Origin of the sequence: Aeromonas sp. HMWF017 (genome assembly GCF_003061465.1) — a bacterium.
GTDB classification, from domain to species: Bacteria; Pseudomonadota; Gammaproteobacteria; order Enterobacterales; family Aeromonadaceae; genus Aeromonas; species Aeromonas veronii.
In genome coordinates this window covers 1-12,892 of sequence record NZ_QAJD01000106.1, presented here as the reverse complement: position 1 = coordinate 12,892, position 12,892 = coordinate 1, and the positions used below count along the sequence as shown (strand labels likewise).

Sequence of the window (12,892 nt, the reverse complement as noted above, 5' to 3'; positions counted from 1 at the left end):
ATCTTCGACAAGCTGGGCAAGCAGATCGATCTGGTGGTCAACGGCGGTTATCTGGGCGAGCAGCCCACCACAGTGGTCGATTTCTCTGACGACGAGCCGGTATTGCGTCGTCGCGGCGCCGGGGACCCGACCCCGTTTGAGTGATGTCGCTGAACCGGTGACAGTTCCTTCCGCCGAGACGGGGGCTGGCGCCGCGCTACCCATCGCGAAAGTCCTGGGGCAGCCCTATCACGAGCTGCCCCAGGACCTGTTCATCCCGCCCGATGCGCTGGAGGTGTTCCTCGATACCTTCGAGGGGCCGCTGGATCTGCTGCTCTATCTCATCCGGCGCCAGCAGCTCGATATCCTCAACCTGCCGATCCTGCAGATCACCGCCCAGTACATGGAGTATGTGGAGCTGATGCAGGGGCTCAACCTTGAGCTGGCAGCCGAATATCTGCTGATGGCGGCCTGGCTGGCGGAGATAAAATCCCGCCTGCTGCTGCCCAAGGCGTCGGAGCTGGAGGATGAAGAGGAGGGAGAAGACCCGCGGGTGACCCTTATTCGCCGCCTGCAGGAGTACGAGCGTTACAAGGTAGGCGCAGAGAGGGTCAATGAACTGCCACGGGTGGAGCGGGAGATTTATATCGCCGCTGCCTTGCCCCCCGATTTTGGCGCCCTCAAGCCACTGGCGCCCGATGTTTCGCTGGTTGAGCTCGCCCTTTACATGCAAAGTGTGGTAAAACGCGCGACTCATTTTGAACATCACCAGATCCGCCGCGAACAGATCCCGACCCGGGTGCGCATGGCGGAGATCCTTGCCATGCTCACGCTGGGGCAGACCCTACGCCTTGAACAGGTGCTGCGCGCCGAAGAGGGGCGGATGGGGGTACTGGTGACGTTTCTGGCCCTGCTGGAGCTGTGCAAGGAGCAACTGATCTGGATCCTGCAGGCAGAACCGCTGGGCCCAATCCATTTCGCATTGGCCGAGCAGAGCGAGGAGGGCAACCGTGGCGCTGCCCACTGAACGACTCAAGACCCTGATCGAAGCTGCGCTGTTTGTGGCTGGTCGTCCGCTCAATGTCAGCGAACTGAAAAGCAGTGTGCTGGCCGATTATCCGGTGACCAGTCGCTATGTTCAGCTGCTGTTGGCCGAGATCAGGCAAGATTACAGCGAACGGGGCGTCGAGCTCAAAGAGGTCGCTTCCGGCTGGCGCTTTCAGGCGCGTCAGGAGTATGCCGAAGAGCTCTCGCGGCTCTGGAGCGAGCGGGCGCCGCGCTATTCACGCGCCGTGATGGAGACGCTGACCCTGATCGCCTATCGCCAACCCATCACCCGGGCCGAGATCGAAGCGATCCGCGGGGTGGCGGTGTCGAGCCAGATAGTGAATACCCTGAAAGAGCGTGGCTGGGTGCGCAGCATTGGCCACAAAGAGGTGGCGGGTCGCCCCGAGCTGCTCGCCACCACCAGAGAGTTTCTGGATTACTTTAATCTGCAGAGTCTGGAGCAGCTCCCCGAGCTGGATCCGGAGCTGCAACCCCTGTTGCCCTCTGCGGTGGACGGGGAGAGCGATGCCCGGTGAATGTCGCCCAAGTGTGCCAATGTCACCGAGATATACATTTTTCAACTGTGGCGAGTGCTCCAACCGGCGTTTGTTACAGTTAACCACGTTGCCCCTATTACCTGTGGGCAGCGATCAACAATCAGGTAACCCCGATGAGTGAAAAACTGCAAAAAGTGTTGGCCCGCGCGGGTCACGGCTCCCGTCGTGAGATGGAGGCCCTGATCACCGCAGGTCGGGTCAGTGTGGATGGCAAGGTCGCCACATTGGGGGATCGCGTCGAAGTGAACGCCGTGATCCGGGTGGATGGTCACCAGGTCAAGACCCGTGCCGCAGAGGAAGTGATCTGCCGCGTACTGGCTTACCACAAGCCGGAAGGGGAGATGTGTACCCGTCACGATCCGGAAGGTCGTCCCACCGTGTTTGATCGTCTGCCCAAGATGGAAGGTGCCCGCTGGATCGCGGTCGGCCGCCTCGACGTCAACACCTCAGGTCTGTTGCTGTTCACCACCGACGGTGAGCTGGCCAACCGACTGATGCACCCGAGCCACGAAGTGGAGCGGGAATATGCGGTTCGTGTCTTTGGCGAAATCACCGAAGCCATGCTGCAGCGTCTGCGCAAGGGCGTGCAGCTGGAAGATGGCACCGCCAAGTTCAACAAGATCAAACCTGCTGGCGGTGAGGGTCTGAACCAGTGGTTCAACGTCACCCTGACCGAAGGTCGCAACCGTGAAGTGCGCCGCCTGTGGGAATCCCAGGAAGTGCAGGTTAGCCGCCTGATGCGGATCCGCTACGGCGATGTCAAGCTGGACCGCGGCATCCCGCGCGGCGGCTGGCAAGAGCTGAAACTGCCGGAAGTGAACTACCTGCGCGGTCTGGTCAACCTGCCGCCGGAGACCGAATCCAAGGTCGATCTGCAGCAGGATGGCAAAACCAGCCGTCACAAGCAGGCCGCCCAGATCCGGCGCGCCGTTCAGCGTCACAAAGAGATGCAGGGCAAAGAGCCGCGTGCTCGCGCCACCACCACCCGTCGCAAGCCGCAAGCCTCTACCCGCAACTCAGGCACCGGCAGCAAGTAAGCCGACAACCCGTTGCGAACTGCGTGCCGTTCAAGTGCGCAGTCGGCCAAGCAAAGGCCCGCACCAACAGGTGCGGGCTTTTTTCATCTCTAGCGGGTGACCTCCAACTGCCGGCTGGCTCCGGTCATATGGCAATGATTGCTCTTACACTCCTCAGTTGGCCGGTGTCATCCACTCTTTGTTGAAGTCGCGGATAAACATCTCTCCCTCTTCGTTGCGGGCGGTGACCAGATAGAAGGTGACGTTCTGGCGAAACAGCGAGAGACGGTATAGAGCGGCGTTGTCCTCCTCCGAGAGGTTTTTTTTCGAGGTGTCGTTGATGGGCACCAGATCGACTTTGCCCTTTTTCAGCAGCTCAACGCACTGGTTGAGGCGGTTGGTGGTTCTGACGATCAGATTCTGCTCGATGGTCACCCGCTCGATAGCATCGGAGAACCACCCCTTGGGCACGCAGGCGGTTTTCTGCTGCCAGGGCGGGGATTCCAGTCCCTTCTTGTCGGGGGTGGTGTACCAGGACTGGATATCGAAGGCAATGGGGGTACTGAACAGAAGGGTGTTGCTGCGCTCGTTGGTCCAGGTAAAGGGGAAGGCGGCGATGGCGTTGCCCAGCTCGATGTTTTTAAGCCCCCTCGGCCAGGGTTGGTAGGAGACCCGCAGATCCGGGTGGCCCGCCGCTTTGAGGGTGGTGAGCACCTTGCTCGCCAGCTCGCCGCCATCGGCCAGCGTCGCCGAAGAGTAGGGGGGTAATTCGCCGGTGATAATTACCGCACTCTGCACCGTGGCGGCCGGGAGCAGCGAAAGAGCAAACAGAGTGGCAAGAAGGCGAAGGGACGAGCGGGGGCGATAAGTGGCAGAGGGCGTGACCGGATAACGGATGTGCATGGCGGGTGACCTCACCTCTATCGATTGCTGACAGCGTAGCGGTTTCGGCAGGGAAAAAACAGACTCGATAAATGCTGCTGGTCGCGGTATATAGCCCTTGAGGTTCCCTTTGGTGGGCTGAAGGGGTTGTGGCGGTTGCTCTGCTCCGGTGAGCTTGTTAGCCTGTGCGGCTCTGATAGAGGAGTGAGCAATGAGCAAGGTACTTGATGGGCTGCTGGCGTTGCTGGCGCTGGAAAAAATCGAGGAGGGCCTGTTTCGGGGCCAGAGCCAGGATCTCGGTCTGCGGGCCGTGTTTGGCGGACAGGTAATGGGGCAGGCCTTGTCAGCCGCCAAGCAGACGGTCGAGACCGGTCGTCAGGTTCACAGTTTTCACTCCTACTTCCTGCGTCCGGGGGATGTGACCCGTCCCATCGTCTATGACGTGGAGAATATCCGCGACGGCCAGACCGTCTCCACCCGCCGGGTCAAGGCGATTCAGGGCGGCAAGCCCATCTTCTATCTCAACGCCTCGTTTCAGGTGCCGGCCGATGGCTTCGAGCATCAGGCTCAGATGCCCACCGGCATCACCCCGCCGGAGGAGCTCAAGAGCGAGCTGGAGCTGGTGCGCCCCTACGAGAACCTGATCCCGGCCTCCCTGCGGGACAAGATCCTCTGCGAGCAGCCCATCGAGATGCGCCCGGTGACCCTGGTCGACCCTATTCGGCCGACGGTGCAGGATCCGGTACGTCACGTCTGGTTCAAGGCCAACGGTCAGATGCCGGATGATCTGCGGGTGCACAAATACCTGCTCGCCTACGCCTCCGACTTCAACTTCCTGCTCACCTCGTTGCAGCCCCACGGGGTGTCGTATTGGGAGCCGGATATGCAGGTGGCCACCATCGATCACTCCATGTGGTTCCATCGGGATTTCCGCTTCGACGACTGGCTGCTCTACGTGGTAGACAGCCCGAGCGCCAGCAGCGGTCGCGGTCTGGTGCGCGGCCAGTTTTTTACCCGTGATGGCATGCTGGTGGCGAGCACTATGCAGGAGGGGGTGATCCGTCGTCGCGGCAGTTAAGGCCTCAAAGCGGATAGCAAAACGGGGTGGCTTTGGCCACCCCGTTTTCGTTGCTGCGATGTGGGCGGACTCTGCGGGATCAGCCGCCGCGCTGGTACTTGAAGCGTTTCTTGCGCCGGTAGGGATAGACATCCTCGAACACCCCCACCTTGATGTTGCTCTGCAGCATCTTCCAGTAGTTGGCGTCGAACATCTCCTTGTGCAGTTGCAGCATGATCTCCCGCACCTGCGGCTTTTGCAGCAGGAAGGTGGCGAACTCCTCCGGGAAGATGTCGTTGGGGGCCACCGAGTACCAGGGCTCGGCGCTCCACTCATCCTCGGGGTAGCGCGGCGGCGGGATCTGGCGGAAGTTGCACTCCGTCATGTAGCAGATCTCGTCGTAGTCGTAGAAGACCACCCGGCCGTGACGGGTGACGCCGAAGTTCTTGAACAGCATGTCCCCCGGGAAGATGTTGGCCGCCGCCAGCTGCTTGATGGCGTTGCCGTACTCCTCCAGCGCGAGGCGGGTCTGCTGCTCGTCCGCCTTGTCCAGATAGAGGTTTAGGGGGATCATCTTGCGCTCGGTATAGAGGTGCTTGATCACCAGCTTGTCGTCGCTGATGGTGAGCGCAGAAGGTGCCACCGTCTTGAGCTCGGCAAGGAGCTCCGGCGAGATGCGATCCAGCGGAAACTCGAAGTTGGTGAACTCCTGGGTATCGGCCATCCGACCCACCCGATCGTGCTGTTTAACCAGCCGGTATTTCGCCTTCACCTGCTCGTGACTCACATCCTTGGGGGGCGTGAACTCGTCTTTTATCACCTTGAACACCACATCGTAGGAGGGGAGGGTGAACACGCTCATTACCATCCCCTTTATGCCGGGGGCGATGATGAACTGATCCCGACTCTGTGCCAGATGGTGGCGGTAGTGGCGATAGAGCTCGGTCTTGCCGTGCTTCTGGCAGCCGATGGCATTGTAGATCTCGTAATCGGGCTTGTGGGGCATGATCTGGCGCAGGAAGGCGACAAACAGCGCCGGTTCGCGGGCATAGACCATAAAGTAGGCGCGGGCGAAGCCAAACACGATGGAGGCGAGATCCGGCTCGAAGATCACCGTGTCCACATAGATGCTGTGGCCGGTGCTGAGCAGGGGCAGGATAAAGGGGAAGACCTGATCCCGGGCCCGGATCAGTCCCACCAGATAGGCCCCCTTGTTGCGGTAAAACACCTCTTTGAGGAGCTCGATGGCAAAGGGCTCGTCATGGAGTATTTGCGGGCCGTTCTCGGCAAGATGGCGGTGGATGTCGACAATATCCCGCTGCTTGTCCTCGTAGGGGAGGGTGAAGCTGTAATCCCCCAAAAGTTGGCTCAAGGTCTGCGGCAAGTGGGCGAGATCGGTGCGATAGATGCGCAGCAATGCGCTGAGATCGGGTTTTTCGCCACGGCTGACAAAGGGGTGGATATAGAGGTTCTCGTCACGGATATTGCGATGGCGAAAGATCCGGCGATAGACGGAGTTGAAGAAAGACTCCGCCACCTCGAAGTTGTCACAACGGGGCAGCAGATCGCTGAAGGCGCTTTTGACCCGCTTGAGCAGCTCCTGGGTGGCGTGGTGCTCCCCCATCATCTGGCGGATGGAGCTGGCGGTGGCCCCCACATGGTGGTCATAGAGGCGAATACGCTCCCGTCCGGCGAGCTGCACCCCCAGCCAGTCACTGTTCTCGAAGCGGCTCTTGCTGCCCTGGGTTATCTCGAGAAACCGGCTGTAAAACGACTCGAAGCGTTGCAGGATAGTCTCGGCGACGGCCTGTTCCAATGGCTGCTGCATCTCTCTCTTCCTTGTGATCTGTCGGGCCGATAGCGCGAAGGATTGGGTGTAATTTGTTCACACCTTAGGCCACTATCGCAACATTCAAACGTCTGTTCAAGTGGCAATTTTCGGGGATAAACGGTAGATTGCGCCCCTGTTTTGGTGATGGTTTAGCGACTGTTTGCTGTCTGTTTGAGAGGCCGTCCGGCCTGTGAGGAAACCCGATGAAGCTCTATTTTGTCCTGGTGGCACCTGCCCGACCTGCGAACGTGGGGGCAGCTGCCCGCGCCATGAAAACCATGGGATTCGATGCCATGCGACTGGTGGCGAGCCGGGTACACGAAGAGGAAGAAGCGAGCTGGGTGGCTCACGGTGCCCAGGAGATCCTGACTCAGGCCGAAGCGTTCGAGACTTTGCCCGAGGCGCTGGCGGACATGGATCTGGTGATCGCCACCACCGCCCGTGAACGCGGTCGCTACCAGCACTACCTCACGCCGGGGGAGATCCGCGAGCAGATCCGCAGCAAGCCTTCCCTCAACAAGGTGGCCATCGTCTTTGGCTGCGAGGAGTCGGGGCTCTCCAACGAGCAGCTGGCCGAAGTCGACCTCATCAGCTACCTGCCCCTCAAGGTGAGCTACCCCTCCCTCAATCTGGGGCAGGCGATCATGCTCTACGCCTACGAGATGAGTCAGCTGATGGATGAGCTGAACGCCGACGGCGCCGCTGCGGTAGCAGAAAATTTTGATAACGCCGGGCAGGTTCGGGTGCTGAAAAGCAAAACAGCAGAATTACTTGGTGAACTCGGAGTTTCGCAGGATGAAAAACTGCATCAATGGGTGATGGACCGTGTGCCCATGCTGCCGCAGCGGGATTTGAACATGCTCCACCTGCTCTGCAAAGACCTTGCGCGCCGATTTGGGCGTGAGTAGCAAAGAGGTTTAAGTTGACAGCCCGGCGCCCGCCGCGGTATTGCTAAAAGCCAGCTTCGTCAACGAGTGTTCGTCATGCAGTTATTCACCAACGTCATCACCACCACCATTATTACCGGTACCACCACAGGTGGCACTGGGGCCGGTTGATGCGCTGACGAACAAGCACAGAAATCAAAAAAGGCCCGTACCCACCCAGTACGGGCCTTTTTGTTGGACTGGTTTTTAGATTGAATTTCATAGATTTACAGGGAGAGAAAGCGATGAGAGTGTTGAAATTTGGCGGGTCTTCACTGGCCGATGCAGAACGTTTTTTACGGGTGGCCGATATCGCGGTCAACACCCACGGCCAATCTCAGGTAGCCCTGGTGCTCTCTGCACCTGCCAAGGTGACCAATCATCTGGTGGCGCTGGTGGAACAGACCAGCCGCGGCATGGATGCCAGTTCCACCCTGTTTGAAGTCAATGGCATCTTTTCCCGCCTGCTGGCCGGGTTGAAGGCGGCCTATCCGGCGCTCGATGACAAGGCGCTGCAGGCCCGCCTCACCGCCGAGCTGGATCAGGTGGAGCGCCTGATGCAGGGCATCCGTCTGCTGGGCCTCTGCCCGGACAACGTGCAGGCGCGCATTCTGAGCCGTGGCGAGAACCTCTCCATCGCCTTTATGCACGAGCTGCTGCGGGTACGCGGTCTGGATCTGGAGCTGATCGTACCGGAAGAGCTGTTGGTGACCGATGGCGGTTATCTGGAAGCCCATGTCGATATCGAAGCCTCCCGTCTGCGCTTTGCCGCCAAGGGGCTGCGTAGCGATTGCCTCTATTTGATGCCGGGCTTTACCGGCGGCAGCGACAAGGGCGAGACCGTGCTGCTGGGCCGTAACGGCTCCGACTACTCCGCAGCCGTATTGGCCGCCTGCGTCGATGCCGAGTGCTGCGAGATCTGGACTGACGTCGAGGGCTGCTACAGCTGCGACCCCCGTCTGGTGCCGGATGCCTATCTGCTGAAAACCCTCTCCTACAAGGAGGCGATGGAGCTCTCCTACTTCGGTGCCAAGGTGCTGCACCCGAAAACCATCGCGCCGGTGGCCCAGTTCCATATTCCCTGCCTCATCAAGAACAGCTTCAACCCGCAGGGGCCGGGCACCCTGATCGGCCCCGAGAGCGGCGACGATGACCTGAAAGTGAAGGCCATCTCCGACTTGTCCGGCATGTGCATGTTCAACGTCTCCGGTCCCGGCATGAAGGGGATGGTCGGCATGGCCGGTCGCATCTTCTCCGCCGTCTCCCGCGCCGGGGTCAGTATCGTGCTGATCACCCAGTCCTCTTCCGAGTACAGCGTCAGCTTCTGTATCCACAGCTACGACAGCGAGAAGACCCGCAAGGTGCTGGAGCGCGAGTTCGAGCTCGAATTCAAAAACCAGCTGCTGGAGCCGTTGGATATCATCAGCGATCTGGCGATCATCTCCCTCATCGGTGACGGCATGCGCACCAGCAAGGGGATGGCGGCCCGCTTCTTCACCTCGCTGGCGCAAGCCTCCATCAATATCGTCGCCATCGCGCAGGGCTCCAGCGAGCGCTCCATCTCGGCGGTGGTGCGGGATCGCAAGGTGGCGGAAGCCATCAAGGCATGTCACCAGAACTTCTTTGGCAGCCAGCAGTTTATCGACCTCTTTGTGGTCGGGGTGGGTGGCGTCGGTGCCGCGCTGGTGGATCAGATTGCCCGCCAGCAGCCGGTACTGGCCGAGCAGGGCACTGGCCTGCGGGTAGTGGGCATTGCCAACAGCCGCCAGATGGCGGTCAACAAGGATGGCCTGAACCTCGCCAACTGGCGTGAACAGCTGGTGGAAGCCCGCGACAGCTTCTCGCTGGAAGGGGTGAAAAAGCTGGTGGAAGATAGCCACATCATCAACCCGGTGATCGTCGACTGCACCTCCTCCGAGGCGGTGGCCGTCCAGTATGCCGACTTCCTCGCCGCCGGTTTCCATGTGGTCACCCCGAACAAGAAGGCCAACACCGGCTCGCTCGATTACTACAAGGCGCTGCGCCGCACCGCTCGCCAGACTCGCCGCAAGTTCCTCTATGAAACCAACGTCGGCGCCGGTCTGCCGGTTATCGAGAACCTGCAGAACCTCATCAAGGCCGGTGACAAGCTGCGCGCCTTCGACGGCATTCTCTCCGGCTCCCTCTCCTTTATCTTCGGCAAGCTGGACGAGGGGATGGCCTTCTCCGAGGCGACCCAAATCGCTCGCAGCAACGGCTTTACCGAGCCGGATCCCCGCGACGATCTCAACGGCATGGATGTGGCGCGCAAGCTGCTCATTCTGGCTCGCGAGGCTGGCATGGCGCTGGAGCTCTCCGATGTCGAGGTAGAGCAGGCGCTGCCACCCGGCTTTGATGTGAGCGGCGATGTAGAAGCCTTTATGGCCCGTCTGCCCGAAGCGGACGGCTGGTTCCGCGACCAGTTCGCCGCGGCCCAGCGTGAAGGCAAGGTGCTGCGCTATGTGGGCTCTATCGAGGGTGGCAAGTGCAAGGTCGCCATCAAGGCGGTCGGTGGCGACGAGCCGCTGTTCAAGGTCAAAGACGGGGAGAACGCGCTCGCCTTCTTCTCCACCTACTACCAGCCGATCCCGCTGGTGCTGCGCGGCTATGGCGCCGGTACCGAAGTGACTGCCGCTGGCGTCTTTGCCGATGTGCTGCGCACCCAGAACTGGAAGCAGGAGTTGTAAGCATGAGTTCAGACATGTACCCCTCTTATATGACTGAAGGCGGCAGCGTCGTCGCCTACGCGCCCGCCTCCAGCGCCAACCTGAGCGTGGGATTCGATGTACTGGGGGCGGCGCTCGCCCCCGTTGATGGTTCCCTGCTCGGCGATCGGGTGCAGGTAAAAGCGGCTGACGTGCCTTTTGCGCTCTCATCCGTGGGCCGCTACGCCCACAAGCTGCCGGGCGATCCGAAAAAGAATATCCTCCATGACTGCTGGGTCGCCTATGGCGAGGCGCTGGAGAAGCGGGGCCTTAAACTCAAGCCGCTCGAAATGGTGCTGGAGAAGAACCTGCCGGTCGGCTCGGGGCTGGGTTCCAGCGCCTGTAGCGTGGTGGCGGCCCTTGAAGGGCTCAACGCCTTTCACGGCGAGCCCCTCGATGAGCACGACATGCTGCTGCTGATGGGGGAGATGGAAGGCAAGATCTCCGGCTCCGTTCACTACGACAACGTGGCCCCCTGTTATCTGGGCGGCATGCAGCTGGTGCTGGAAGAGCACGGCGTTATCAGTCAGGGTATTCCGGTGTTCGATAAGTGGTACTGGGTGGTCTGCTACCCGGGTACCGTGGTTTCGACCGCCGCCGCCCGCGCCATCCTGCCGGCCCAATATCGCCGTCAGGATTGCCTCACCTATGGTCGTCGCCTGGCCGCCTTTGTCCACGCCAGCTACACCGGGCAGGAGGGGCTGGCGGCGAGCGTGTTGAAAGACGTGATTGCCGAGCCCTACCGCGCGGCGCTGATTGAAGGCTTTGCCGAGGTGCGGGCGCAGGCGGCCCAGAACGGGGCGCTGGCTACCGGCATCTCCGGCTCCGGCCCCACAGTGTTTGTGGTGATGAAGGATCTGGCGCAGGCCGAGCGAATGAAAGATTGGATGGAAGCACATTTCGTGCAGAACGAAGATGGATTTGCCCGGGTCTGCAAACTGGACATGGCCGGGGCACGGGTAACAGGAAGCGAGCTATGAATCTCTACAACATCAAGGACAACAGCGAACAGGTGAGCTTCGCGCAGGCGGTGCGTCAGGGCTTGGGTCGCGAACAGGGGCTCTTCTTCCCCGAACAACTCGAACCGCTCGCCGATGTGGATGCCCTGCTGGATCTGCCGCTGGCCGAACGCTCTGCCCGCATCCTGAGCCACCTGCTGGGGGACGAAGTGCCGGCTGCCAAGGTGAGCGAGCTTATCAACGCCGCCTTCACCTTCCCGGCGCCGCTGGTGAAACTCAAAGACGGTACTTATGCCCTCGAGCTGTTCCACGGCCCGACTCTGGCGTTCAAGGATTTCGGTGGCCGCTTTATGGCCCAGTGTCTCGCGGCCTTTAGAACCAACGACAAGATTACTATCCTCACCGCCACCTCCGGCGACACCGGCGCCGCCGTAGCCCACGCTTTCTACGGGCTGGAGGGGATCGAGGTAGTGATCCTCTATCCCAAGGGCAAGATCAGCCCTTTGCAGGAGAAGCTCTTCTGCACCCTCGGCGGCAATATCCGCACCATCGCCATCGACGGTGACTTCGATGCCTGTCAGGCGCTGGTAAAACAGGCCTTTGACGACGAGGCGCTGAAAAAGGCCATTGGCCTCAACTCCGCCAACTCCATCAATATCAGCCGTCTGCTGGCGCAGGTTTGCTACTACTTCGAAGCGGTGGCCCAGTTGCCCAAGGCCGACCGTGCCAAGGCGGTGATCAGCGTGCCGTCCGGCAACTTTGGCAACCTCACTGCGGGCCTCATCGCCAAGGCGCTGGGACTGCCGGTGAAGCGCTTTATTGCCGCCACCAACGCCAACGACACCGTGCCGCGCTACCTGAAAACCGGTCAGTGGCAGCCACACCAGACAGTGGCAACCCTGTCGAATGCCATGGATGTCAGCCGCCCCAACAACTGGCCGCGAGTGGAAGAGCTGTGCCGCCGCAAAGGCTGGGCGCTGGAGACCCTGGGGTCAGGCATGCGTGACGACGCCCAGACCCGCGATGCGCTGAAACGGCTGCACCAGCTGGATTACCTGTGCGAACCTCACGGCGCCATTGCCTGGGATCTGCTGGGGGAACAGCTGGCCGAGGATGAAGTGGGGGTGTTCCTTTGCACCGCACATCCGGCCAAGTTCAAGGAGTCAGTAGACGAGATCCTGCATCTGGATGTGCCGCTACCCGGCCCGCTCGCCAAACACGCCGAGCTGCCGCTGCTTTCCGTTAATTTGCCAGCGGAGTTTGCCCGGTTAAGGGCGTTTTTGGTGGGTTAAGCCGCTGAGTTGAGATAATCGATAGAAATAAAAATCCCCCGGTAATGGGGGATTTTTATTTCTGCATTGGGAAAGGTGACTAAATTATGAGTCAGCCAAGTAATGACTGGCTCAGAAAGGCGGGTATCCCAAATTTCTCCATAGTCTTATCCTAAGCATATTGGGCTGCTAATGTCTGGATAAATTCCAATACAGAGTTTGTTGGATGGGATAGTTTGTAGGATTGTGGCCCCCCTTGTACTGGGGGGAGTGATTCTGATAGTTAAAATGGTATTTCATTACAAATTTAAAACGCTTGATTCAAAATTAAAGCAAGCTAAATTTTACTAAGTAAAATTGTTACTCGGTCGCGAATAGATGATGCGTCATTTGTTCCCTGCTGAGACATTCTATCAAACTCGAGAAGTTCAAAATCTGCTTTGGTAATATCATCAGAAGCTAGGCTTCTATTTGCTTCTCGGTCTTTATTGAATTTTATTAGGTTTTCCCGTGTGAATGTTCGAGGGGGGTTCTGTTCAAGTAGTTTTTGATAAGTTAGATAGTAAACAGGGATTACTGATTGAGATGATAATAATGGGTCATTGTCGATAAAGATACTCTCTAAGCTTGATAACGTATCATTA

At 59.7% G+C, this 12,892-nt stretch carries 11 protein-coding genes and 1 pseudogene; 9 read left to right on the top strand and 3 right to left on the bottom strand.

What is annotated here, in order from left to right; all coding sequences use genetic code 11:
• From DBR30_RS22060 to rluB, 4 genes and pseudogenes are all read left to right on the top strand, one after another.
• Nucleotides 1-144, top strand: a pseudogene (locus DBR30_RS22060) (L-threonylcarbamoyladenylate synthase); the annotation flags it as partial.
• Nucleotides 137-1,006, top strand: a complete 870-nt coding sequence (locus tag DBR30_RS10815; protein ID WP_181363546.1) for a segregation and condensation protein A — start codon at nucleotides 137-139, stop codon at nucleotides 1,004-1,006. The pseudogene DBR30_RS22060 and the gene DBR30_RS10815, both read left to right, overlap by 8 nt.
• Nucleotides 990-1,562, top strand: coding sequence for an SMC-Scp complex subunit ScpB (gene scpB, locus DBR30_RS10810; RefSeq protein ID WP_042060246.1), 573 nt, complete (start codon nucleotides 990-992; stop codon nucleotides 1,560-1,562). The genes DBR30_RS10815 and scpB overlap by 17 nt, the downstream gene beginning before the upstream one ends.
• 134 nt (nucleotides 1,563-1,696) lie before the next feature.
• Nucleotides 1,697-2,620: a 23S rRNA pseudouridine(2605) synthase RluB gene (rluB, locus tag DBR30_RS10805; RefSeq protein ID WP_108541928.1), complete on the top strand. Its 924-nt coding sequence runs from the start codon at nucleotides 1,697-1,699 to the stop codon at nucleotides 2,618-2,620.
• Nucleotides 2,621-2,773: 153 nt separating this feature from the next.
• Here the strand turns inward: rluB and DBR30_RS10800 are convergent, their stop codons facing one another.
• Nucleotides 2,774-3,502, bottom strand: coding sequence for a transporter substrate-binding domain-containing protein (locus DBR30_RS10800; RefSeq protein ID WP_108541929.1), 729 nt, complete (start codon nucleotides 3,500-3,502; stop codon nucleotides 2,774-2,776).
• Nucleotides 3,503-3,692: 190 nt separating this feature from the next.
• Between DBR30_RS10800 and tesB the strand changes: the two genes are divergently transcribed.
• The gene (gene tesB / locus DBR30_RS10795; protein WP_005359146.1) at nucleotides 3,693-4,559 is read left to right on the top strand and encodes an acyl-CoA thioesterase II; all 867 of its coding nucleotides are present in this window, start codon (nucleotides 3,693-3,695) and stop codon (nucleotides 4,557-4,559) included.
• A gap of 79 nt (nucleotides 4,560-4,638) precedes the next feature.
• Here tesB and aceK read toward each other — a convergent pair whose 3' ends face one another.
• Nucleotides 4,639-6,366, bottom strand: a complete 1,728-nt coding sequence (gene aceK, locus DBR30_RS10790) for a bifunctional isocitrate dehydrogenase kinase/phosphatase (protein ID WP_058059117.1) — start codon at nucleotides 6,364-6,366, stop codon at nucleotides 4,639-4,641.
• Between the two features lie 206 nt (nucleotides 6,367-6,572).
• On the opposite strand from aceK, the gene DBR30_RS10785 reads away from it, so the two are divergent.
• The 4 genes from DBR30_RS10785 to thrC all read left to right on the top strand — a co-directional run bounded on the left by DBR30_RS10785 (nucleotide 6,573) and on the right by thrC (nucleotide 12,269).
• Nucleotides 6,573-7,277, top strand: a complete 705-nt coding sequence (locus DBR30_RS10785) for a tRNA/rRNA methyltransferase (protein ID WP_108541930.1) — start codon at nucleotides 6,573-6,575, stop codon at nucleotides 7,275-7,277.
• A 263-nt stretch (nucleotides 7,278-7,540) separates the two neighbouring features.
• Nucleotides 7,541-10,000, top strand: coding sequence for a bifunctional aspartate kinase/homoserine dehydrogenase I (thrA, locus tag DBR30_RS10775; protein ID WP_108541931.1), 2,460 nt, complete (start codon nucleotides 7,541-7,543; stop codon nucleotides 9,998-10,000).
• 2 nt (nucleotides 10,001-10,002) lie between these two features.
• On the top strand, nucleotides 10,003-10,998 hold the full coding sequence (thrB, locus tag DBR30_RS10770; RefSeq protein WP_108541932.1) for a homoserine kinase: 996 nt from the start codon (nucleotides 10,003-10,005) through the stop codon (nucleotides 10,996-10,998).
• Nucleotides 10,995-12,269, top strand: a complete 1,275-nt coding sequence (gene thrC, locus DBR30_RS10765) for a threonine synthase (RefSeq protein ID WP_108541933.1) — start codon at nucleotides 10,995-10,997, stop codon at nucleotides 12,267-12,269. Before thrB ends, thrC begins: the two co-directional genes overlap by 4 nt.
• A 316-nt stretch (nucleotides 12,270-12,585) precedes the next feature.
• Here thrC and DBR30_RS21340 read toward each other — a convergent pair.
• On the bottom strand, nucleotides 12,586-12,892 hold a 307-nt coding region (locus DBR30_RS21340; protein ID WP_219927559.1), incomplete at its 5' end, for a hypothetical protein.